The organism is Vibrio spartinae (assembly GCF_024347135.1).
Lineage (GTDB): Bacteria > Pseudomonadota > Gammaproteobacteria > Enterobacterales > Vibrionaceae > Vibrio > Vibrio spartinae.
Window position 1 is genome coordinate 3,474,221 of the sequence record NZ_AP024907.1, and the last position, 23,885, is coordinate 3,498,105.

The following is a 23,885-nucleotide window of genomic DNA, read 5'->3' on the forward strand; positions in this document are numbered from 1 at the left end:
GTTATTTCTCCATATCCACAGTCGGTGAGCTGTTGGCCGTCACTTCTCGCTTGAGCTTGCGGGAACGCTCCGTTGCTTCGTCACTCACCAACACAATTGCCCCGGTCGGACAGACTTCCATACAGGCGGGTCCATCCTCTCTGAATTCACATAAGTCACATTTCACCGCGATACTTTTAACCCCCGGTTCCCAAGCCAAGAGATCATGCCCAAACGTCTGGGGCACAGAAGTCGATGGATTGCTGGAACGTGGTGTTGACGGTATATATGTGTCATAACTATTGGCATGAGAAACCGGACGACTCCCATCCAGTGCAATCGCACCAAACGGACAAGCCACTGCGCACAATGTACACCCGACACAAATGGATTCATTCAGAAATATCCGGTCAGCTTCTTTGGTGATTGCCTGTACCGGACAGACCGTTGCGCACGGTGCATCTTCACAATGACGACACATGACCGGAACCGTTGTATCGTTATTTTTCACCACAGTCAGACGCGGGTGACTTTGCAATCCGACTTTCTGGTGAACATCAGAACAGGCAGCCATGCATGTTTGACATCCGATACACTTCTTAGGATCGGCAACTACAAATTTTTTCATAGCATCCCCTGACAGCTAAATAATCAACTAAGGGGCAATAACCATGCCATTCGTATGATTTTATTTTTTATACATTAAAATCAAATGGTTAAATTAATACAACCTTTAACATGGCTCATCTCACAAACGAATCGCCACCAGATCAATCCTGCTCGACACTTGGTCTCGACACTATTGACGAAGCACAAGCAAACTCAGGATTGATCGAAAAATGCCATAAAAAAAGAGGTTGGCATCGCCAACCTCTTATCAATGTTCTGACTTGTTTTCTCGACGGTTTTAGCCGTTGTCTTGCGGCTCAAACAGATCCTGATGCAGTTTCTGGATGACACTTTTTGCGTCGTCAGCATCGACAAGAAAACACAGATTATGATCACTGGCGCCATAACAAATCATGCGCATGTTGTAATCGCCCAGCGTGCTGAAAACCTCTTTGGCATACCCCTTGGTCTCCATATGGTTGCCAATCAAAGCCACCAGACTCAGGTTTCGTTCGACTTCAATATGAGCGAGTTCTTCCAGCTCTGCCCGGGCAGCAGCAGGAAGCTCTGGCGCACCACCAGCGGTGTCCGTCTGATCAAGCGTGATCGACACACTAATCTCTGACGTGGTAATCAAATCAACTGAGATTTTATGCTTGGCCAGAATTTCAAAAACCTTGGCTAAAAAGCCATACGCGTGGAACATTTTAGCACTGCGAATCGTCACCATCGTTTGATTGGCCCGCAATGCCAGTGCCCGGAAATAAGGCGAATTTTCAACGCGTTTCCGAATCCATGTCCCCCCTTTCTCAGGCTCTCTTGATGAACCGACAAAGACGGGAATCCCATGCCGAAGCGCAGGAAGCAATGTTGAAGGATGCAAAATTTTTGCGCCAAAGTTCGCCATTTCTGAAGCTTCATTGAAGCTAATTTCAGGAATCGGCGCTGCGTTAGGCACGATGCGTGGATCCGTGGTATAAATTCCGGAAACATCTGTCCAGATTTCCAGCCCGGATGCCTGAACCGCTTCTGCAATCAGTGCTGCTGAATAGTCACTCCCGCCACGACCCAGTGTGGTTGTATTCCCCTGCTCATCAGAACCGATGAATCCCTGTGTCACCACCAGATGTTTTTTACACAATGGTGCCAGTTTCTCTTTGGCTTGAACGGCTGTGAATTCGACTTGTGGTTCAGCCCGGCCATAGTGACCATCGGTGCGTAACACATCACGAATATCAAATCTGACAGCATCGATGTCCCGTTCTTTGAGGACCTGAGTCAGAATATGTGTCGAGATTAATTCACCACAGGCAACCAAATGGTCGGTCAGTTTGTTGCTGGCCTGAAAAGATGCAGCGTCCGCGAGACTCGTCACTGTATCAAGAATCGCCTGAACCGCACCTTTGACTGATTCTTGTTCTTGCAACGATTCAATGATTGAAAAATGGATGTCAGATAATTGTTCTAAGATAGCGGTACGTCTTTCCGTGTCCTGAACACCGTTGGCAAGTTCGACCAGTAGATTTGTCACACCAGAACAGGCACTACTGACAACAAGCTTTGTGTCCGGATTACTTTCGATGACAGCAGCACAACGACTCATTGCTTCGAAGTTTGCCACGCTTGTTCCGCCAAATTTGGCGACATTAAATGCACTCACGGCATTTCTCCCACGACTTCCTAAAAATAAAAAAATGTTGTGTTGGATAACCAACGTCCAATGTTCGAAGAGAGTATTTCTAGAGCAAAAATAGAGGCGATTTGATGAAAGTAGACCTCAGAAGCTCTTCATCAGTGAGCACTGATGACAGTTGACGGGATTCAACCCGTTCACCCGACAATCCACACCCACAACTATGGACTGTCTCGGCACTACTCCCCCTGAGTATTCTGTCTTGGAGTTGAGGCTCCACAAAATACCTGCCTGGGCAGTGCTCCTCTTCTGCTTAATAGCTTAGGTATTGAACGTTGTTGTCCTATCAATGTCAATGACAAATTGAATCAAGCTGGGTAATTTTTACCCAAATACCCAGATCGCAGAAAAATATTTGACTAGACTTGTGTCGAATAGCTTTCCTCACAGATAAACGTTAGCCTGAACACTTGCCGATAAGTGTCAATGAAAGGAGTCAGCTTGTGACTGTACACAGTTTTTTTCCACCGCAAAGAACACTCATGGGCCCCGGCCCGTCTGATATTCACCCTCGGGTTTTACAGGCCTTAAGCCGGCCGACAATCGGGCACCTTGACCCGTTATTTATTCAAATGATGGATGAATTGAAGTCTCTTTTACAATATGCATTTCAGACCGAAAATGAATTTACGATTGCGATTTCTGCCCCCGGTAGTGCCGGAATGGAAGCCTGTTTCGTCAATTTACTGGAGCCGGGAGACAAGGTAATCGTCTGCCGAAACGGCGTCTTTGGCGAACGGATGCGGGAAAATGTGGTGCGCTGTGGTGCCAACGCAGTGCTGGTGGATAACGCATGGGGAGAAAGTGTTTCAGTTGAAAAAGTCGAACAGGCGATTCAACAACATCCGGATGCGAAAGTGTTAGCGTTTGTCCATGCCGAGACCTCGACCGGAGCGCTCAGTGATGCGAAAGCGCTAGGTCATTTGGCCAAACAATATGGTTTGTTGACCATCGTGGATGCAGTCACTTCATTAGGAGGTGTCCCTTTAGCGGTGGATGAATGGCAACTTGACGCCGTTTACTCAGGAAGCCAAAAATGCCTTTCCTGTGTTCCCGGCCTGTCTCCTCTGACCTTTTCTCAGGCGGCAATTGAGGCAATCAAGGCGCGAAAAACCCCAGTTCAGAGTTGGTTTCTCGATCAAACCTTGGTCATGGGATACTGGAGTGGCCAAAAAAAACGAAGTTATCATCACACCGCACCGGTTAATACGTTATACGCACTCCATGAGTCATTGGTGCGCTTACAAGAAGAATCACTGACGTCGTCATGGCATCGCCACCAGCAGATGCACCAACAACTGAAACAAGGTCTAGAACAATTGGGGCTGACGTTTGTCGTTGAAGCATCAGAACGCTTACCACAATTGAATACCGTCCGAATTCCTGAAGGGATTGACGATGCATGGGTCAGAAATTATTTACTACATCAGTATAATTTGGAAATTGGTGCGGGATTAGGTCAGTTTGCCGGTAATGCATGGCGGATCGGGCTCATGGGATATAGCGCCCGCGCCGAAAATATCGCACTCTGTCTGAAAGCATTGGAAGATGCACTGACTCAGAGCAAGCAATGAAATCACTTAAGATCGGACGATGCAATAGGCGGTCTGTCCTGAGGCGTAAAAGGATATTGAGGAAATAAAAACTCAGCCTCTATCCGTGATTGCTCTGCACGATTGGTATCTCCGATATGCTGATATAACGCTATAAGCAACTGATAGTATTCTGGCCTTGGCTGCCGCTGGATTAACTCAAGCAGCCAAGGCACATATGTGCTCAGCGGCCGCCGATGCGGTTTTGTATTCTTTTGCTTCAACTGATCAATGAGCTGTGCTTTCATCAATTGATCATGCCAGACTAAAGGCACGTACATTTGTGCCTGTCGTGAAATATATTGCCCCTGTTGATATTGCATCAATAAGCTTTGTGCCCGGAGAAATGCGCCACAATAAAGCAATGCTAAAATAGGAAGTAAGATCCCCACCCCATTTAACCCACGGATTGTCAGACGATGGAGAGGTACACTGCTATATTTTGCAACACGTTGGTCAATCCAAAACAAGAGAATAATAAATGTAATCCAGTGAATCGTAGACTGGCTGAACACATCATCAACCTGACTGGCCATTGTAATAGGAACAAGCAGCGACAGGGTCGCAAGACGGGTTTTAGGTTTCGCACCATAGATGCGTCCCAGTACAAATAAAGTGGCTAACATGATTGCAAAAATGGGTAGAATGCCACCTTCAATGCCCCAATAAAGCACTTCATTATGCGGATGAGACAACCCGGCTAAAGGGGATGGATAGTTTGGGTTTAATTGATGTTGTCGGGCGCTATAAAGCACATATTCTTCTTCAAAGTGGCCGTAGCCATACCCTGTAAACGGTTTCTCGATAAACATATCGACAGTCTGAGCCAGACTGTCCGATAACGGTGATAAACGTTTAATAGACTGAGCGTTAAACGGTGTCGTGTAAAGCGCCTGAATCAGAATAAGTCCACTCAGCAGACCCAAGATAATGGAGATGCCCCATCCCCAAAGTCTTTTGCGACTGGCAAATCGATACAGATAAGGAAAAATCATCACAATACCGATCAGGGTCACCCCCCAGCCGGTAACCGAGCGGAGCAACACCAATAGAGGCATACACAGTAATGGTGTGATATAGAGCAGGCTGGCAATGCTAAATTGGGCCTGATACTTTTTCAAATGTCGGGAAAGCAAATATCCTGATGCCAGAAGACCTGTTGCAAGATACGTCGCGAATGTATTGACCGAGGGAAATACGCCCAGTGGCATTTGGGCCGGATCGGCAAATAACTGATAATAAGCCAGCCCGCTTTCAACCAATGCGGACAACACGATCAACCAGATGAGCCGATGTTTATGCTTGTTGCTAAAGCGGAACTGTTGCAGCACCACAAAGAGCAAAAATCCGCCCCATAAAGCCATCACACGATATGCGGCAAGCGAGACAGAGGCGTGATCATAAAATAGTGGCAGAGTCAGCAGTAAACAGCAGATCAAGAGGCCGAACGTCAGTTTTGAATATCTGACTTTCCCGGCTCTGATCACCTGAAATACACCGACTGAAATAGCAATACTGACCCAAAACCAAGTCGTAATATTAAACAGCAGTGTTAAACCGGCCCCGATATTCAGGTCACTCGGAAAATGCAGAAAAACGAGATATAGCATCCCGAGAACAAATAAAAAAGGTCGATTTAAAGGAAGTTTTACCGGAGATGGCTCGAGCCTTGTTCCCCGCACGATCAGTATCGCCATAGTCTCATTCATGTTGTGGGGGAGACGATGTTGCCACGTAAACTCAATTCGTTACGCTTCGTCTCCCTACAGGAAGTATGTTATGGAAACTATTCTAACATAGGTTTCAGGAAACGTGCGGTATGAGACCCCGCGACTTTGGACACCTCTTCCGGCGTCCCTTGCGCGATGATGTCTCCGCCGCCTTGCCCGCCTTCAGGCCCCAGATCGACAACCCAGTCAGCCGTTTTGATCACATCTAAGTTATGTTCAATCACCACCACGGTATTTCCATGATCTCTCAATCGATGAAGTACCGTTAACAATTGCTGAATATCGTCGAAATGCAGCCCTGTTGTCGGCTCATCAAGAATATACAAGGTTTTACCTGTATCTCGCTTAGAAAGCTCTCTGGCAAGCTTGACCCGCTGAGCTTCACCACCGGAAAGCGTAGTCGCTGCCTGACCTAAACGAATATAAGAAAGCCCGACATCTATCAATGTCTGTAATTTTCTGGCAATCACAGGAACCGGCTCAAAGAAACTTCTGGCATCTTCCACTGTCATTTCAAGTACTTCGTCAATGGTTTTGCCTTTATATTTCACTTCCAGAGTTTCTCGGTTATAACGTTTCCCTTTACAGATATCACATGGCACATACACATCTGGCAAGAAGTGCATTTCTACTTTAATCACACCATCCCCCTGACACGCTTCACAACGCCCGCCCCGGACATTAAAGCTGAATCGCCCTGGTTTATAACCTCTGGACCGAGACTCTTGTGTTCCGGCAAATAACTCACGGATCGGAGTAAAGATTCCGGTATACGTTGCCGGATTCGAACGCGGTGTCCGACCAATAGGGCTTTGGTCGATATCTATCACTTTATCAAGCTGATCCAGTCCTTTGATTTTTTTGTAAGGCGCTGGTTCTTCAGCACTGGCACCATTGAGCTCAATGTGGGCAATTTTATAGAACGTATCATTGATTAAAGTCGATTTACCAGACCCCGAAACACCGGTTACACAGGTAAACAGTCCCATCGGTATTGTCAAAGTAACATCTTTGAGATTATTGCCACTAGCACCGGAGAGTTCGACAACTTTCTTAGCATCGTATGGTGTTCTTTGCGTAGGAATGACTATCGATTTTGCCCCACTCAAATATTGGCCGGTCAATGATTCCGGTGTCGCAATCACTTGCTCGACATCGCCCTGAGCAACAATATATCCGCCATGCACGCCGGCTCCCGGTCCAATATCGACAATATAATCAGCGGTCCGAATCGCGTCTTCATCATGTTCAACGACAATCACGGTGTTGCCTAAATCACGCAGGTGCGTCAGCGTTTGCAGTAATCTTTCGTTATCTCGTTGATGTAACCCTATCGAGGGTTCATCCAGCACATACATCACCCCGACCAGACCCGCTCCGATTTGGCTCGCTAAGCGAATTCTTTGTGCTTCGCCACCGGACAGCGTTTCGGCACTTCGAGAGAGGTTGAGATAATTCAGGCCGACATTGACCAGAAACTGGAGTCGGTCATTGATCTCTTTCATGACCTTCTCTGCAATTTGTGCTTTTTGCCCGGTCAATTGCAACGACTCAAAGAAAGTCAGTGCTTCAGCAATACTCAGCTCAACAACTTCAGGAAGCGTGGTTTCATTGACAAACACATGGCGAGCTTCTTCTCGAAGCCTTGCTCCGTGACAACTGGCGCAAGGTTTGGTCGAGATAAATTTAATCAGATCTTCCCGGACTGAATTCGATTCAGTTTCTCGGTATCGCCTTTCGAGATTACTCAGAATTCCCTCAAAAGGATGGGATTTTATCCGGATATCACCGCGATCATTGACATATTTAAACTCTATCGACTGTGTTCCTGAGCCTTGCAGAATGACATTCTGGATTTTCTTCGGTAATTTTTCGAAAGGGGTCGTCAAATCAAAATCGTAATGCTCAGCAAGTGACGTCAGCATTTGGAAATAATAGAAGTTCTTCTTGTCCCAACCACGAATAGCCCCATTTGCCAAACTGAGACTTTTATCCTGAACGACGCGGGATGGGTCAAAATATTGTTGAACACCTAACCCATCGCAGGAGGGGCAGGCCCCTGCTGGATTATTAAATGAGAACAATCGCGGCTCCAGTTCCTGCATACTGTAACCACAATGTGAACAGGCAAAATTAGATGAAAATACGATTTCATCGCCCGCCTCATCCATCGGTGCGACCACGACAATGCCACCAGACAGTTCTAACGCGGTTTCAAAAGACTCAGCCAAACGCTGCTGCAAATCTGAACGCACTTTAAAACGGTCGACAATCACCTCAATCGTATGCTTCTTATGAAGTTCTAATGTCGGCGGATCGGAGAGATCACTGATTTCACCATCAATTCGGGCGCGGATAAATCCCTGTGCAGCAAGGTTTGCCAGTGTTTTAACATGTTCCCCCTTCCGTTCTTTAACAATGGGAGAAAGCAACATCAGTCTCGCCCCTTCCGGAAGCTCAAGAACTTTATCCACCATCTGACTAATCGTCTGTGCAGCCAGCGGGGTATGATGCTCCGGACAACGGGGCTCTCCGACCCGGGCATAAAGCAAACGCAGATAATCGTAGATTTCAGTGATAGTACCGACCGTTGAACGCGGATTATGTGAGGTTGATTTTTGTTCAATGGAAATGGCTGGAGACAAACCTTCGATATGATCAACATCGGGTTTTTCCATTAAAGACAGAAATTGTCGGGCATAAGCCGACAGAGACTCAACATAACGCCTTTGCCCCTCAGCATATAACGTGTCAAAAGCGAGGGAAGACTTTCCTGAACCGGACAAGCCAGTGACAACGATGAGTTTGTCACGCGGAAGTGTCAGACTGATATTTTTTAAATTGTGGGTACGAGCGCCCCGAACGTCAATACTATCCATCTTCTATGCTCTGGTAACATGTGGCAATGGCCTAGTATTACATAGAGTCAGATATGAGCAAAGTATTGCTGTATAAAAAAACAGTATATTGATAAAAGAATGAGCGCCCGATGTCGCTCATTCTCGTAAGTCATCAAATCAAGCTGAAACCGCTTGTTCACCTTTCTGCGTTGAATGCTTGTTGAGTTCAACTTGGTCTGAATTCCTCTGATAAAGGTTTTCGAAACAGTAGTTCGTAGCTTCAATATAGCCTTCAACACTCCCACAATCGAAACGATGTCCTTTAAATTTATAGGCCAGCACGCATCCGGCTTTCGCCTGTTTTAACAAAGCATCGGTAATTTGAATTTCCCCACCTTTACCGGGTTCTGTCTGTTCGATTAAATCGAAGATGTCAGGCGTCAGAATATAACGACCAATAATGGCCAGATTACTTGGTGCAGAACCTGCCTCTGGTTTTTCGACCATATCATCGACTCGGAACAGATCATCTTTGATCATTTCACCAGCAATCACACCGTACTTGTGTGTTTCATCTTCAGGCACTTCCTGCACAGCAACGATTGAACAGCGGAATTGTTTGAATAACGCCACCATTTGGGCAAGAACACCATCCCCGTCACTGACACACAGGTCATCAGCAAGTACAACAGCGAATGGTTCATCTCCGACAAGTTCCCGGCCAGTAAGAATGGCATGGCCCAACCCTTTCATTTCACGCTGACGAATATAAGTAAAATTTGTGGTTTCAATAATTTTACGAATATCGACAAGTAACTTTTCTTTGTTGGTTCCTTTGATCTGGTGCTCCAGTTCATAGTTCATATCAAAATGATCCATGATCGAGTGCTTTCCTCGCCCAGTAACAATACACATCCCATTCATGCCTGCCTGAATCGCCTCATCAACACCGTACTCGATCAAAGGTTTGTTCACGACCGGCATCATTTCTTTCGGCATCGATTTAGTTGCGGGCAAAAAACGGGTTCCATAGCCAGCTGCTGGGAAGAGACATTTCTTAATCATATTTCGTTACCTTGTTGTATTCAGGTTTTCCATCAACTTTATTCACTGTATCACGACTTACTCAGCAGGGTGATTTAGGGATTGAAAAGATACGGTCAAATCATACTACTGACTCATTTATGAGACTAGATTTTGTTTTGCCCATGTTGTGGCTTGAGTGCGGTTTTTCACCGAGATTTTTTTAAAGATCTGATACAGATGTGACTTGACCGTGAATTCGCTGATAAACAGATTATCTGCAATTTGTGTATTTGATGCCCCCGTTTTCAGACAGCGCAGGATTTCCAACTCTCTGGAGGTCAGAGATATCGCTGCGCTGACGTTTTTATTATTAAATAGATGTCGATAGTAATGGAGCAGCTGACTACAAATATGTCGCGGTAAATAAATTTGCCCTTCTCTGATTTCGCGCAGCGCAGCGATAATCAGTTCAAGCGGATCACTGCGATAAAACAGCCCTTTCAAATTACCTAGCTGGAGAAGTTCTTCTGTTCTCAGGCGTTTCTCAACATTGACAACCACGGTTTCGAGACATAAATCCAGTGCGTTCTCCATATTCAAACGGGATAGCAATACTTCTTTCTGTTGATAATCAAACAGGAGTATTTTGTGCCGATCTGTCTGATGGGACAGCATGAATTGCCGCGGTTGAATTTTGGGAAGTATCTGTCCTAGTGCGACCTCGATTTCATGATAGAACATTGAAGGTTCTTGATTATCGGGGTAGAGGACATAAAGCACTCTGCTGTAATTTGATCTTTTCATCGGTCTGTCGGTGTGCTGATGGAATTTCACTCAACATGCCAGAACAGAAAAAACTCTTCTAATTCAATCAATTGTTTATCGTGTAACATCTTGTGACCTTGAAAATATGAAGTCTATCAGTTTTAAAAAAATCGAGTGGGATTGAAAAAGTAGTGTAATTTCCGAGACTTTTAGATGAATTGCGATCAGAATTCAGTAAGGTAGTTGAGACCTTTATCAAGCGTGGTATCCTATGCGCTTAATCGATACATCATGAGATGACGGAGCAAAGCATGGCAAGCCGTGGAGTAAACAAAGTTATATTAGTTGGGAACCTTGGAAGTGATCCTGAAGTTCGTTACATGCCAAGTGGCGGTGCAGTTGCGAATATCACGATTGCGACGTCGGAAACATGGCGCGATAAAACAACGGGTGAGCAAAGAGAAAAAACCGAATGGCACCGTGTCGCCCTGTTCGGAAAATTGGCAGAAGTCGCAGGAGAATACCTACGCAAAGGTTCTCAGGTATATATTGAAGGGCAGCTGCAAACGCGGAAATGGCAAGATCAAAGCGGTCAGGAACGTTATACGACAGAAGTTGTTGTTCAAGGATTTAACGGTGTAATGCAAATGCTAGGTGGTCGTCAGGGTTCTGGTGGCCAAGCTCAGTCTCAGCCCGGGATGCAGTCTCAACAGCAAAACAGTGGATGGGGACAGCCTCAGCAGCCTCAATCACAAGCGGCTCCAGCTCAACAGCAACCCCAGCAACAATCGACACCACAACCACAATACAATGAGCCACCAATGGATTTTGATGACGATATTCCATTCTAGGCTTTAATATCCTGACTCAATCGGGTAAATGATATAGCAATAAAGCCCCGCAGTGTGGGGCTTTATTGCAACTCAGTCATGCAAAAACGGGTTACGCTATATTCGGTGCAAGCCATTTCTCGGCGTCTTCCCGCCCCCAACCTTTTCGTTCAGCATAGCTCAGCAGTTGATCTTCCTGAATCCCCGCCACAGCAAAATAGCGGGAATCGGGATGAGAGAAATACCAGCCAGACACTGATGCCCCGGGCCACATCGCATAGCTGCTTGTTAAAGACATTCCGATCTTTTTTTCGACTTGAAGCATTTCCCAGATGGTAGCTTTTTCCGTATGTTCCGGACAAGCAGGGTAACCGGGAGCAGGCCGGATGCCCTGATATTTTTCCCGAATCAGTTCATTATTCGTCAAGCGTTCATCGGCTGCATATCCCCAGATCTCTTTGCGAACCTGTTCATGCAAGTATTCAGCAAAAGCTTCAGCCAACCGGTCGGCAACCGCCTGAACCATGATGGCATTGTAATCATCGCCTTGCGCTTTATATGCATCAGCAAGTTCTCGTTCACCTATCCCACCGGTGACAGCAAAAGCACCAATCCAGTCTTTTTTACCACAGCTTTTTGGAGCGATGTAGTCAGACAGGCAATAGTTATACCCTTTCGGCTTTTGTGTTTGCTGACGCAAGTGATGTAAACGATGGGCAACTTCTCGACGAGATTCATCATGATAAACCTCAATATCATCACCAACGCTTGCCGCAGGAAACAAAGCACAAATACCTCGAGCTTTCATTAGACCTTCACGCTCAACGCGATCCAGAAATTCATTGGCATCTTTCAACAGACGACGCGCTTCTTCACCCACTTCGTCATGATCCAAAATAGCCGGGTATTTGCCCATCAGTGACCATGTCATGAAAAATGGTGTCCAGTCGATATATCGACGTAATGTCCCAATATCAAAATCATCAAATACGTGTATGCCACTTTTCACAGGTACAGGCGGCGTATAATGGTTCCAATCAATCGCGACACGGTTCGCCTGCGCTTCTTCCAGCGTAACCGGGCGGGTTTTAGGCGTTTTACGGGCATGTTGATCCCGCGTCCGTTCATAGTCAATATTTAGCTTCTCAACAAATCCCGGCCGTAACTCATTCGAAAGCAGAGAGCTACAAACACCAACGGCCCGGGATGCATTGTTTACATAAACCACAGGCTGATGATAGTTTTGCTCAATCTTCACCGCAGTATGTGCCTTCGATGTCGTTGCACCGCCAATCAACAACGGGAGCTCAAATCCCTGCCGTTCCATCTCTTTGGCAACATGAACCATCTCATCTAATGACGGGGTAATTAATCCAGATAAACCGACAATATCAACCTGCTTTTCTTTTGCAACTTTAAGTATCTGTTCACAAGGAACCATCACCCCGAGATCAATGATCTCGTAGTTGTTACATTGCAATACAACACCGACGATATTTTTCCCAATATCGTGTACGTCCCCCTTCACGGTTGCCAGCAATATTTTTCCGTTTGTACTTCCGGCTTGTTTCTCCGCATTAATGTACGGTTCAAGAAAGGCAACCGCCTGTTTCATCACCCGAGCTGATTTAACCACCTGAGGGAGAAACATTTTCCCTTCACTAAACAAATCCCCGACAACATTCATCCCATCCATGAGAGGACCTTCGATCACTTCTAATGGTTTCGAGGCTTGTTGTCTCGCTTCTTCAGTGTCTTCTGTAATAAATTCAGTAATACCTTTCACTAATGCATGTTCAAGACGCTTCGAAACAGGCCATGTCCGCCATTCTAGTGCCGAGGCATCATCCGCTTTACCCACCGCATTTTCACGATACTCATCGGCAATTTCCAGCAAACGCTCGGTACCATCTTCTCTTCGGTTGAGAATGACATCTTCAACGGCATTCCTCAGTTTTTCAGGCACATTGTCATAGATCTCAAGCTGCCCGGCATTAACGATCCCCATATCCATACCATTCTTAAAACAGTGATAAAGGAATACGGCATGAATCGCTTCCCGCACATAGTTGTTGCCGCGAAATGAGAAAGACACATTCGACACCCCGCCCGAGACCATGGCATAAGGCAGGTTTCTTTTGATATCACCGACAGCATTGATAAAATCAACCGCATAGTTGTTATGGTCGTCAATTCCCGTTGCAACGGCAAAAATATTAGGATCAAAGATGATATCTTCCGGAGGAAAACCCACCTCATCAACGAGTATGCGATAGGCTTGGGTACAAATGTCTATTTTCCGCTCACGGGTATCTGCCTGACCGATTTCATCAAATGCCATGACAACGACGGCTGCACCATAGCGACGGATCAATTTAGCCTGATGGACAAATTTCTCTTTGCCTTCTTTCAAAGAAATTGAATTCACAATCCCTTTACCCTGAAGGCATTTCAATCCTGATTCGATGACCTCCCATTTGGATGAGTCAACCATCACCGGAACTTTAGAAATTTCAGGCTCAGAAGCACACAAATTTAAGAAACGAGTCATACAGGCTTCGGCATCGAGCATCCCTTCATCCATGTTGATATCGATAATCTGAGCACCATTCTCGACTTGTTGTCTGGCAACATCTAAAGCTTCATCGTACTGCTCTTCTTTAATCAGACGTTTAAATCTGGCCGAGCCCGTGACGTTTGTCCGCTCTCCAACATTGACAAAAAGCGTTTCCTTCTCAATCAACAGCGGCTCTAATCCGGATAATCGACATGCTACGGGAATGTCTGGTAAGGCGCGAGGTTCAACCCCTTCGACGGCTAAAGCGATATGACGGATATGCTCAGGGGTCGTCCCACAACATCCACCGACAAAATTCAGAAAACCGGCTCTGGCCCATTCGCCGATATGCTCCGCCATCTCTTCGGGAGACAGATCATATTCACCGAAAGCATTGGGTAATCCAGCGTTGGGGTGAGCAGAGACAAAAGACTCAGAAATTCGGGATAGTTCTTCAACGTAAGGACGTAATTCATCGGGACCAAGCGCACAATTCAATCCAAATGATAAGGGCTGGATATGGCGTAATGAGTGATAAAATGCCTCGGTTGTCTGGCCGGATAGGGTTCGGCCAGAAGCATCGGTAATGGTGCCGGAAATCATGACGGGCAAAGTCGTATTTAATTCTTCAAACACGCTATCAACAGCGAAGGCACAAGCTTTAGCATTCAACGTATCAAAGATCGTCTCCAGCATAATCAGATCAACACCGCCTTTAATCAAAGCGCGTGTCGATTCAGAATAAGCTTTTACTAAACGATCAAAAGTAACGTTACGAAAACCGGGGTCATTTACATCAGGAGAAATTGAACATGTCCGGTTAGTCGGCCCCAGTACACCAGCAACATAGCGCGGACGATCCGGTGTTTTCGCGGTCCATTGATCCGCAACCTCCCGAGCTAACTGAGCAGCGGCAAAGTTGATCTCTTCACTATATGACTGCATATCGTAATCAGCCATGGCAATAGCGGTTGCGTTGAATGTATTGGTTTCAAGAATATCAGCACCCGCTTCAAGATAACTCGAATGAATTTCTTTAATTAAATCAGGTTGAGTCAACACCAGAAGGTCATTATTACCTTTCACATCGCAGTGCCAATCAGTAAAACGTTCTCCGCGATAATCTTCTTCTTGTAAGTTGTATCCTTGGATCATGGTGCCCATGCCACCATCAATCAATAAAATACGTTGTTGAAGCTGCTTTGCTATCTGATGCTTTACACGACTCACTTTTCCGCCCTATCCCTTGCTTTTTGTTTATCCTACCACACAATCATTAGATATCTAGACGTCTATACTGTTATATGATAGAACACTTTAACCGAAAAGAGATCCCCTCATGACCCGAAAAAGTGATTGCTATTTATCCGACATCAAAGGAAAATTTCAACCTCCGTTTTCAAGATGTGAAGAGAAAAAAATGTCGGTCTACCATACACTATGCTTTCTTGCTGCTGCTGCAATGTTGATTGCTTTTTTAAACAGTAAAATAAGTAAGATGCAAACTACTATCGCAATTACTGCTGGTTCAATGATGCTGTCTTTACTGATCTTAATTGCTGGTCAAAATAATTGGTTCCATTTGACACAAATTGCGATAACGACCATGAGTAGTATCAACTTTGAAAACTTTCTTCTCAAAGGAATTTTAGGGTTTCTTCTTTTTGCCGGTGGTCTGGGCATCAAACTCCCTAACTTAAGGGATCAGAAGTGGGAGATCACTATACTTGCTCTTGGTGCCACACTTTTCTCGACTTTCTTCATCGGCTTCTCTTTATATGGCATCTGTCAATTGATCAGCATTCAATTTGATCTGGTGTACTGTCTACTATTCGGTGCGCTGATTTCTCCGACTGACCCGATAGCCGTTCTCGCCATTGTGAAAAAGCTGAATGCCCCCAAAAGAATATCAACTCAAATTGAAGGCGAGTCCTTATTTAATGATGGCTTCGGCTTAGTCATCTTCGTCACGATATTTACGATTGCTTTCGGTTCAGAGCCGCCAACGGTTATCAGTGTTTCCCAGTTGTTTATGCAAGAAGCACTTGGTGGTATCGCATATGGATTCGTTCTAGGAATGATATTCCATTATCTTATCAGTGCGACTGATGACCATTCGATGGAATTATTACTCACGATAGGGATTCCCACAGCTGGTTACGCATTTGCCGAAATCCTTCATGTCTCCGGCCCGCTGGCGATGGTTGTTTCTGGAATTATGATTGGTAACTGGACCCGATTTATTGGATTTTCCAAAGAAAGTGAAGAACATTTGGATCATTTCTGGGAACTCGTTGATGAATTCCTCAATGGTGTGCTTTTCCTTTTAATCGGGATGTCGATGCTACTTTTCAGATTCCACGAAGAAGATTGGATCATGATGGCGATTGCCGTCCCATTGGTACTACTAGCACGCTATTTAAGCGTTTACGTGTCATATATCGGATTCAAACGCTACCGCCAGTACAATCAATGGTCAGTGAAAATATTAACCTGGGGCGGGCTGCGCGGTGGATTAGCGTTAGCGATGGCACTCTCCATTCCATCGGGTGTCCTTATCATTCCAGAAAAACTTATTGATGTGAAAGAGATTATTCTGGTGATGACTTATGCTGTCGTTGTCTTCTCAATTCTGGTTCAGGGGTCAACCATTACATCAATGGTCGAGAAAGCCAAAAAGGCAGAACTCGACAAAGAAATAGAAGCAGCTCAAGCTAAAGAGAATCAGGCTTAATCGGTTCAAAAAAGATGGTTCACGAAAGTGAACCATCTTAAAAATAAAGTAGAGATTTCAATACAATTCATCACAATAGATCATTAAGTGCAATACCAATCCCGATCCGCTGAGTATGGACATTATAATCCACCAAACTTTCACCATAACCATTAAAGTACTGCATATAAAATCTCAGATTATTGGCTTCTTTTAATATTGGATAACTCCAACTCAAACGTAATGCACCCCGGTTATTTTTCTCCAAATTGTCCCGGAGTAGTAAAGTAAACCGATGTTGACCGACACCGTACAGAGAGACAAATTCAAAGTTCCCCATATAATGTCTGATATCTGGGTTATCATCTCCTGAGGTGTCCATCGGAGAAGTTTTATCTCGTTCAGGGATCCGCCACCACGTTTTCAAACTCAAGGCAAGCGGGCCGCCATCATCAAACATCATCTGACCATAAATTCGGTTCCAACTTCTTGATAATGTTCCAGATTGGCCATTAGACTGGTGGTTAATCCCGAATAACCATAGAGAGTTGGTCAAATTACCGATCTTCCAGTCATTATCAAACTGCATAAATAATTCAGGTTCATGAACGATCTCACGAAATGGTGATGAACTCCCCCGATTGTAAACTTGCCACCAAGATTGATTTGTATAGGCGAAATAAAGATCTCCCGTATCACCAATTAAGTGACTGGATATAGGCATCTTAAAACTAATCTGAAATTTAGCCTCATATTTATCCAGTGGTTTATGGTTAAAAGTATCAACATCAGAATAAGGATCACTGTTGGGGTGTGGGTTATATGTAATAGGGAGTATGTAGTTCTCCCTATGGGGAATAATGACAAACTCTTTATTCTCTACCGATTTTTCTTCAGCGACCCTTTGCTCGATTAAAGACTCATCACTCACTCTCTCTTGATCTTTATCTTCCGCGGCTTGAAGAAGATGACAATAACCACCAAGCCCCAAAAATATCAGAAATGAATATTTAAAATAGCAATATATTTTTGTCATTAATCAATATCTCTTCATTCAAATCAGCAAATAAACTAACATCATTTAACAATAAAACAATAGCGTTGGTATCCATTGCATTTTCAAAAACTGAAGACGCCTCGCACCTTGCTGCTGTTAAACGAGGCTAACAAAAACCCCCGACATTGCTGTCAGGAAATTCTCTACTTTTAATGATTTTTTCTTCACGGATAACAGGACCCGAACCCGCGATAGCCTCACGGCAGCATGACAGGCCGCTGTTTTTAAACAGAAAAGCGAACCCACTGAACTACCGCAGTTGGTGAAACCATAGGAGTTGCTCTATCCGCCAGACACAAAAAAACCCTGACATTGCTATCAGGGTTTCAGATAAGTGGCGGAGTGGACGGGACTCGAACCCGCGACCCCCGGCGTGACAGGCCGGTATTCTAACCAACTGAACTACCACTCCGCATTGGTCAGACTATGAAGTCTTTTCTAGCTTTTGCCTTCAGATTCTTCTGAAAACAATTAATTAAAGCCTGGCGATGTCCTACTCTCACATGGGGAGACCCCACACTACCATCGGCGCTGTTTCGTTTCACGTCTGAGTTCGGCATGGATTCAGGTGGGTCCAAAACGCTATGGTCGCCAAGCAAATTTCTTTCAATTCGAAAAGCTGATTCTCTTACACAATCAAGTCTCTAGAGTCCTAAAACCCCTTCGGTGTTGTATGGTTAAGTCTCACGGGCAATTAGTACAGGTTAGCTCAACGCCTCACAGCGCTTACACACCCTGCCTATCAACGTTCTAGTCTCGAACAACCCTTCAGGACGCTTTAAGCGCCAGGGAGAACTCATCTCAAGGCTCGCTTCCCGCTTAGATGCTTTCAGCGGTTATCGATCCCGAACTTAGCTACCGGGCAATGCGATTGGCATCACAACCCGAACACCAGTGGTTCGTCCACTCCGGTCCTCTCGTACTAGGAGCAGCCCCTTTCAATTCTCCAACGCCCACGGCAGATAGGGACCGAACTGTCTCACGACGTTCTAAACCCAGCTCGCGTACCACTTTAAATGGCGAACAGCCATACCCTTGGGACCGACTTCAGCCCCAGGATGTGATGAGCCGACATCGAGGTGCCAAACACCGCCGTCGATATGAACTCTTGGGCGGTATCAGCCTGTTATCCCCGGAGTACCTTTTATCCGTTGAGCGATGGCCCTTCCATTCAGAACCACCGGATCACTATGACCTGCTTTCGCACCTGCTCGAATTGTCATTCTCGCAGTTAAGCGGGCTTATGCCATTGCACTAACCACACGATGTCCAACCGTGTTTAGCCCACCTTCGTGCTCCTCCGTTACTCTTTGGGAGGAGACCGCCCCAGTCAAACTACCCACCAGGCACTGTCCTCGACCCGGATAACGGGCCAAAGTTAGAACATCAAAACTACAAGGGTGGTATTTCAAGGATGGCTCCACACAATCTAGCGACTGCGCTTCAAAGCCTCCCACCTATCCTACACATGTAGGTTCAATGTTCAGTGCCAAGCTGTAGTAAAGGTTCACGGGGTCTTTCCGTCTAGCCGCGGGTACACTGCATCTTCACAGCGATTTCAATTTCACTGAGTCTCGGGTGGAGACAGCGTGGCCATCATTACGCCATTCGTGCAGGTCGGAACTTACCCGACAAGGAATTTCGCTACCTTAGGACCGTTATAGTTACGGCCGCCGTTTACCGGGGCTTCGATCAAGAGCTTCGACCGAAGTCTAACCCCATCAATTAACCTTCCGGCACCGGGCAGGCGTCACACCGTATACGTCATCTTACGATTTTGCACAGTGCTGTGTTTTTAATAAACAGTTGCAGCCACCTGGTATCTGCGACTCCCAACAGCTCCATCCGCAAGGGACTTCACCGTCAAGAGCGTACCTTCTCCCGAAGTTACGGTACCATTTTGCCTAGTTCCTTCACCCGAGTTCTCTCAAGCGCCTTGGTATTCTCTACCCGACCACCTGTGTCGGTTTGGGGTACGATTTCTTGTGAACTGAAGCTTAGAGGCTTTTCCCGGAAGCATGGCATCAATGACTTCACATCCGTAGATGCTCGACATCGTGTCTCAGCCTAACGCAGAGCCGGATTTACCTAACTCTACAGCCTACGCACTTGAACCTGGACGACCGTCGCCAGGCCCACCTAGCCTTCTCCGTCCCCCCATCGCATTCACAACAAGTACGGGAATATTAACCCGTTTCCCATCGACTACGCCTTTCGGCCTCGCCTTAGGGGTCGACTTACCCTGCCCCGATTAACGTTGGACAGGAACCCTTGGTCTTCCGGCGAGGGAGTTTTTCACTCCCTTTATCGTTACTCATGTCAGCATTCGCACTTCTGATACCTCCAGCAGACTTTACAATCCACCTTCAACGGCTTACAGAACGCTCCCCTACCCAATACTCTCACGAGCATTGCCGCAGCTTCGGTTTACAGCTTAGCCCCGTTACATCTTCCGCGCAGGCCGACTCGACTAGTGAGCTATTACGCTTTCTTTAAATGATGGCTGCTTCTAAGCCAACATCCTAGCTGTCTGAGCCTTCCCACATCGTTTCCCACTTAGCTGTAATTTGGGACCTTAGCTGGCGGTCTGGGTTGTTTCCCTCTCCACGACGGACGTTAGCACCCGCCGTGTGTCTCCCGGATAGTACTTACTGGTATTCGGAGTTTGCAAAGGGTTGGTAAGTCGGGATGACCCCCTAGCCTTAACAGTGCTCTACCCCCAGTAGTATTCGTCCGAGGCGCTACCTAAATAGCTTTCGGGGAGAACCAGCTATCTCCGGGTTTGATTGGCCTTTCACCCCTAGCCACAAGTCATCCGCTAATTTTTCAACATTAGTCGGTTCGGTCCTCCAGTTGATGTTACTCAACCTTCAACCTGCCCATGGCTAGATCACCCGGTTTCGGGTCTATATCCAGCGACTGAACGCGCAGTTAACACTCGCTTTCGCTACGGCTCCCCTAATCGGTTAACCTCGCCACTGAATATAAGTCGCTGACCCATTATACAAAAGGTACGCAGTCACCCCACAAAGGAGGCTCCTACTGCTTGTACGTACACGGTTTCAGGTTCTATTTCACTCCCCTCACAGGGGTTCTTTTCGCCTTTCCCTCACGGTACTGGTTCACTATCGGTCAGTCAGGAGTATTTAGCCTTGGAGGATGGTCCCCCCATGTTCAGACAGGATATCACGTGTCCCGCCTTACTCGTTTTCACCTAAACAGCGCCTTCGGTTACGGGGCTATCACCCTCTATTGCGTGCCTTTCCAGACACTTCACCTAACGCTGCAAAAGCTTAAGGGCTACTCCGATTTCGCTCGCCGCTACTCTCGGAATCTCGGTTGATTTCTTTTCCTCGGGGTACTTAGATGTTTCAGTTCTCCCGGTTCGCCTCATTAGACTATGTATTCATCTAATGATAACTGCTGCTGCAGCTGGGTTTCCCCATTCGGAAATCGCAGACTCAAGTGGTTTTTACTACCTCATCTACGCTTATCGCAAGTTAATACGTCCTTCATCGCCTCTGACTGCCAAGGCATCCACCGTGTACGCTTAATTACTTAACCATACAACCCGAAGAAGTCTTTTTTGCTTGTCCTTTTTCCCTGAATACGGCGTTAGCGTCGAAGGCTGCTTGGTCACTATCAGACGATAGCTCCCTACGACATCCTTCTTGCTGCCTTGTCTCAGGCAAAAATTCTCAGCGCAAAAACCTAAGGGTTGATATCATCAACTAATTAGGTGTCACACAATATTTTATACATGAGTGTGTGACTTGGTTTTGCCGGACTCAATTGAATGACACAGAAAAACTGTGCATTTCCAAGAACACTTGATTGTGTTGGTCTTTCTCTTTCGAGAAAGTATTGAGAACTTTTACAAATAATCGTCTGTTTCCAATGAAACACACATTATTTTGTCAGCTTTCCAAATTGTTAAAGAGCAAAGTGTAATACTTCATTAATTCAAGCAACACTTTCTAATGACTTTCAGCGCCACAAAATCGAACCACATCGGTAAAAACCGCTGGTTTGAGCTGTCGAGCTAAAAATAGTTAGAAAGTGGTGGGCGATACCGGGTTCGAACCAGTGACCCCCTGCTTGTAAGGCAGGTGCTCTCCCAACTGAGCTAATCGCCCACTTTCAGGCGTTTCCCCAAACAGAAGGAAAATGGTGGGTCGTACAGGATTCGAACCTGTGACCAATTGGTTAAAAGCCAACTGCTCTACCAGCTGAGCTAACGACCCAGACTTCACTAAAGAAGTGGTATCCCGTAGGGGAGTCGAACCCCTGTTACCGCCGTGAAAGGGCGGTGTCCTAGGCCTCTAGACGAACGGGACAATACACTCTACATAAACCAAATCAATCTGTGTGGACACTCATCTCAATATCTGTTCGTAAGGAGGTGATCCAGCGCCAGGTTCCCCTAGCGCTACCTTGTTACGACTTCACCCCAGTCATGAACCACAAAGTGGCAAGCGTCCTCCCGAAGGTTAAACTACCTGCTTCTTTTGCAGCCCACTCCCATGGTGTGACGGGCGGTGTGTACAAGGCCCGGGAACGTATTCACCGTGACATTCTGATTCACGATTACTAGCGATTCCGACTTCATGGAGTCGAGTTGCAGACTCCAATCCGGACTACGACGTACTTTTTGGGATTCGCTCACTTTCGCAAGTTGGCTGCCCTCTGTATACGCCATTGTAGCACGTGTGTAGCCCTACTCGTAAGGGCCATGATGACTTGACGTCGTCCCCACCTTCCTCCGGTTTATCACCGGCAGTCTCCCTGAAGTTCCCACCCGAAGTGCTGGCAATCAAGGATAAGGGTTGCGCTCGTTGCGGGACTTAACCCAACATTTCACAACACGAGCTGACGACAGCCATGCAGCACCTGTCTCAGAGCTCCCGAAGGCACACCAGAATCTCTTCCGGCTTCTCTGGATGTCAAGAGTAGGTAAGGTTCTTCGCGTTGCATCGAATTAAACCACATGCTCCACCGCTTGTGCGGGCCCCCGTCAATTCATTTGAGTTTTAATCTTGCGACCGTACTCCCCAGGCGGTCTACTTAACGCGTTAGCTCCGAAAGCCACTCCTCAAGGGAACAACCTCCAAGTAGACATCGTTTACGGCGTGGACTACCAGGGTATCTAATCCTGTTTGCTCCCCACGCTTTCGCATCTGAGTGTCAGTATCTGTCCAGGGGGCCGCCTTCGCCACCGGTATTCCTTCAGATCTCTACGCATTTCACCGCTACACCTGAAATTCTACCCCCCTCTACAGTACTCTAGCCTCCCAGTTTCAAATGCAACTCCGGGGTTAAGCCCCGGGCTTTCACATCTGACTTAAAAGACCACCTGCATGCGCTTTACGCCCAGTAATTCCGATTAACGCTCGCACCCTCCGTATTACCGCGGCTGCTGGCACGGAGTTAGCCGGTGCTTCTTCTGCAGCTAACGTCAAAAGGCAGCTCTATTAAAACTACCCCCTTCCTCACTGCTGAAAGTACTTTACAACCCGAAGGCCTTCTTCATACACGCGGCATGGCTGCATCAGGCTTGCGCCCATTGTGCAATATTCCCCACTGCTGCCTCCCGTAGGAGTCTGGACCGTGTCTCAGTTCCAGTGTGGCTGATCATCCTCTCAGACCAGCTAGAGATCGTCGCCTTGGTGAGCCCTTACCTCACCAACTAGCTAATCCCACCTGGGCATATCCTGACGCGAGAGGCCCGAAGGTCCCCCTCTTTGGTCCGTAGACGTCATGCGGTATTAGCCATCGTTTCCAATGGTTATCCCCCACATCAGGGCAATTTCCCAGGCTTTACTCACCCGTCCGCCGCTCGTCAGCAAAAGAGCAAGCTCTTTCCTGTTACCGCTCGACTTGCATGTGTTAGGCCTGCCGCCAGCGTTCAATCTGAGCCATGATCAAACTCTTCAATTAAAAGTTTTTTTGACACTTGCGTGTCGGCTCAATGAATACTGCTTTTCGTCTCCGCTTTTTAAAAAAGCAGAAGCAAAAAGTCACATTACATAAGTAATGCTGAATTGACTGTGCTCTCGTTAGATAACAGTAAAACTGCTTTCCAACTTGATATTGGTCACTCGGTTCATTGATAAAATCTTATTGGATATTTATCGACGAGTGCCCACACAGATTGATTGGTCTATATTGTTAAAGAGCTTTGCTTTCAGTGCTTTAGCACTTAGGCAGGACGCGTATATTACGCTACCCACTTTGAAAGTCAACATAAAACTTTCATCTTCTGAAAAGATTTATGGTGACTTGCCTCAAAAGAAGCAAGTGACAAAATTAAAGCCTGGCGATGTCCTACTCTCACATGGGGAGACCCCACACTACCATCGGCGCTGTTTCGTTTCACGTCTGAGTTCGGCATGGATTCAGGTGGGTCCAAAACGCTATGGTCGCCAAGCAAATTTCTTCAATTCGAAAAGCTGATTCTCGTACACAATCAAGTCTCTAAGAGTCCTAAAACCCCT

At 46.4% G+C, this 23,885-nt stretch carries 11 protein-coding genes, 4 tRNA genes, 4 rRNA genes and 1 riboswitch; of the genes, 3 read left to right on the forward strand and 16 right to left on the reverse strand.

The window, feature by feature from the left end; translation table 11 throughout:
• Nucleotide 1: 1 nt before the first annotated feature.
• Together OCU60_RS15610 and lysC are read right to left on the reverse strand one after the other, a co-directional pair.
• The gene (locus OCU60_RS15610) at nt 2-607 is read right to left on the reverse strand and encodes a 4Fe-4S dicluster domain-containing protein (protein ID WP_074371504.1); all 606 of its coding nucleotides are present in this window, start codon (nt 605-607) and stop codon (nt 2-4) included.
• A 279-nt stretch (nt 608-886) separates the two neighbouring features.
• Nucleotides 887-2,248: a lysine-sensitive aspartokinase 3 gene (lysC, locus tag OCU60_RS15615; RefSeq protein ID WP_074371505.1), complete on the reverse strand. Its 1,362-nt coding sequence runs from the start codon at nt 2,246-2,248 to the stop codon at nt 887-889.
• Nucleotides 2,249-2,361: 113 nt separating this feature from the next.
• Nucleotides 2,362-2,538: riboswitch (Lysine riboswitch) on the reverse strand.
• Nucleotides 2,539-2,724: 186 nt separating this feature from the next.
• On the opposite strand from lysC, the gene OCU60_RS15620 reads away from it, so the two are divergent.
• The gene (locus tag OCU60_RS15620; protein ID WP_074371506.1) at nt 2,725-3,855 is read left to right on the forward strand and encodes a pyridoxal-phosphate-dependent aminotransferase family protein; all 1,131 of its coding nucleotides are present in this window, start codon (nt 2,725-2,727) and stop codon (nt 3,853-3,855) included.
• A gap of 2 nt (nt 3,856-3,857) precedes the next feature.
• Here OCU60_RS15620 and OCU60_RS15625 read toward each other — a convergent pair whose 3' ends face one another.
• The 4 genes from OCU60_RS15625 to OCU60_RS15640 form a co-directional block, all read right to left on the reverse strand.
• Nucleotides 3,858-5,570: a PglL family O-oligosaccharyltransferase gene (locus tag OCU60_RS15625; protein ID WP_159439437.1), complete on the reverse strand. Its 1,713-nt coding sequence runs from the start codon at nt 5,568-5,570 to the stop codon at nt 3,858-3,860.
• 89 nt (nt 5,571-5,659) lie between these two features.
• The gene (gene uvrA / locus OCU60_RS15630; RefSeq protein WP_074371508.1) at nt 5,660-8,482 is read right to left on the reverse strand and encodes an excinuclease ABC subunit UvrA; all 2,823 of its coding nucleotides are present in this window, start codon (nt 8,480-8,482) and stop codon (nt 5,660-5,662) included.
• Between the two features lie 138 nt (nt 8,483-8,620).
• Nucleotides 8,621-9,508 (reverse strand): UTP--glucose-1-phosphate uridylyltransferase GalU, encoded by an 888-nt coding sequence (gene galU / locus OCU60_RS15635; protein ID WP_074371509.1) that lies wholly within the window; start codon nt 9,506-9,508, stop codon nt 8,621-8,623.
• A gap of 117 nt (nt 9,509-9,625) precedes the next feature.
• The gene (locus tag OCU60_RS15640; protein ID WP_074371510.1) at nt 9,626-10,273 is read right to left on the reverse strand and encodes a LuxR C-terminal-related transcriptional regulator; all 648 of its coding nucleotides are present in this window, start codon (nt 10,271-10,273) and stop codon (nt 9,626-9,628) included.
• 272 nt (nt 10,274-10,545) lie between these two features.
• Between OCU60_RS15640 and OCU60_RS15645 the strand changes: the two genes are divergently transcribed.
• Nucleotides 10,546-11,085: a single-stranded DNA-binding protein gene (locus OCU60_RS15645; protein WP_074371511.1), complete on the forward strand. Its 540-nt coding sequence runs from the start codon at nt 10,546-10,548 to the stop codon at nt 11,083-11,085.
• 91 nt (nt 11,086-11,176) lie between these two features.
• Here OCU60_RS15645 and metH read toward each other — a convergent pair whose 3' ends face one another.
• Nucleotides 11,177-14,851: a methionine synthase gene (metH, locus tag OCU60_RS15650; protein WP_074371512.1), complete on the reverse strand. Its 3,675-nt coding sequence runs from the start codon at nt 14,849-14,851 to the stop codon at nt 11,177-11,179.
• Between the two features lie 190 nt (nt 14,852-15,041).
• Here metH and OCU60_RS15655 point away from each other — a divergent pair, with 190 nt between their 5' ends.
• Nucleotides 15,042-16,355 (forward strand): cation:proton antiporter, encoded by a 1,314-nt coding sequence (locus OCU60_RS15655; RefSeq protein WP_074371528.1) that lies wholly within the window; start codon nt 15,042-15,044, stop codon nt 16,353-16,355.
• Between the two features lie 70 nt (nt 16,356-16,425).
• Here the strand turns inward: OCU60_RS15655 and OCU60_RS15660 are convergent, their stop codons facing one another.
• The 9 genes from OCU60_RS15660 to rrf (OCU60_RS15700) all read right to left on the reverse strand — a co-directional run bounded on the left by OCU60_RS15660 (nt 16,426) and on the right by rrf (OCU60_RS15700) (nt 23,818).
• The gene (locus tag OCU60_RS15660) at nt 16,426-17,370 is read right to left on the reverse strand and encodes a phospholipase A (RefSeq protein ID WP_074371513.1); all 945 of its coding nucleotides are present in this window, start codon (nt 17,368-17,370) and stop codon (nt 16,426-16,428) included.
• 356 nt (nt 17,371-17,726) lie between these two features.
• A tRNA-Asp gene (locus tag OCU60_RS15665) sits at nt 17,727-17,803 on the reverse strand.
• 68 nt (nt 17,804-17,871) lie between these two features.
• Nucleotides 17,872-17,987, reverse strand: a 5S ribosomal RNA gene (gene rrf, locus OCU60_RS15670).
• Between the two features lie 77 nt (nt 17,988-18,064).
• Nucleotides 18,065-20,955, reverse strand: a 23S ribosomal RNA gene (locus OCU60_RS15675).
• A gap of 496 nt (nt 20,956-21,451) precedes the next feature.
• Nucleotides 21,452-21,527: transfer RNA gene (locus OCU60_RS15680), tRNA-Val, on the reverse strand.
• 32 nt (nt 21,528-21,559) lie between these two features.
• Nucleotides 21,560-21,635 (reverse strand) — tRNA-Lys (locus OCU60_RS15685).
• 17 nt (nt 21,636-21,652) lie between these two features.
• Nucleotides 21,653-21,728, reverse strand: a tRNA-Glu gene (locus OCU60_RS15690).
• Nucleotides 21,729-21,786: 58 nt separating this feature from the next.
• A 16S ribosomal RNA gene (locus OCU60_RS15695) occupies nt 21,787-23,328 on the reverse strand.
• Nucleotides 23,329-23,702: 374 nt separating this feature from the next.
• A 5S ribosomal RNA gene (gene rrf, locus OCU60_RS15700) occupies nt 23,703-23,818 on the reverse strand.
• Together the 16S, 23S and 5S rRNA genes with 4 tRNA genes alongside form the textbook arrangement of a ribosomal RNA operon.
• Nucleotides 23,819-23,885 lie beyond the last annotated feature (67 nt).

Coding starts and splice junctions, on each gene's coding strand:
- OCU60_RS15610 (WP_074371504.1), bottom strand. CDS start 607: ATGAAAAAATTTGTAGTTGCCGATCCTAAGAAGTGTATCGGATGTCAA.
- OCU60_RS15625 (WP_159439437.1), bottom strand. CDS start 5,570: ATGGCGATACTGATCGTGCGGGGAACAAGGCTCGAGCCATCTCCGGTA.
- uvrA (WP_074371508.1), bottom strand. CDS start 8,482: ATGGATAGTATTGACGTTCGGGGCGCTCGTACCCACAATTTAAAAAAT.
- galU (WP_074371509.1), bottom strand. CDS start 9,508: ATGATTAAGAAATGTCTCTTCCCAGCAGCTGGCTATGGAACCCGTTTT.
- OCU60_RS15640 (WP_074371510.1), bottom strand. CDS start 10,273: ATGAAAAGATCAAATTACAGCAGAGTGCTTTATGTCCTCTACCCCGAT.
- OCU60_RS15645 (WP_074371511.1), top strand. CDS start 10,546: ATGGCAAGCCGTGGAGTAAACAAAGTTATATTAGTTGGGAACCTTGGA.
- OCU60_RS15655 (WP_074371528.1), top strand. CDS start 15,042: ATGTCGGTCTACCATACACTATGCTTTCTTGCTGCTGCTGCAATGTTG.
- OCU60_RS15660 (WP_074371513.1), bottom strand. CDS start 17,370: ATGACAAAAATATATTGCTATTTTAAATATTCATTTCTGATATTTTTG.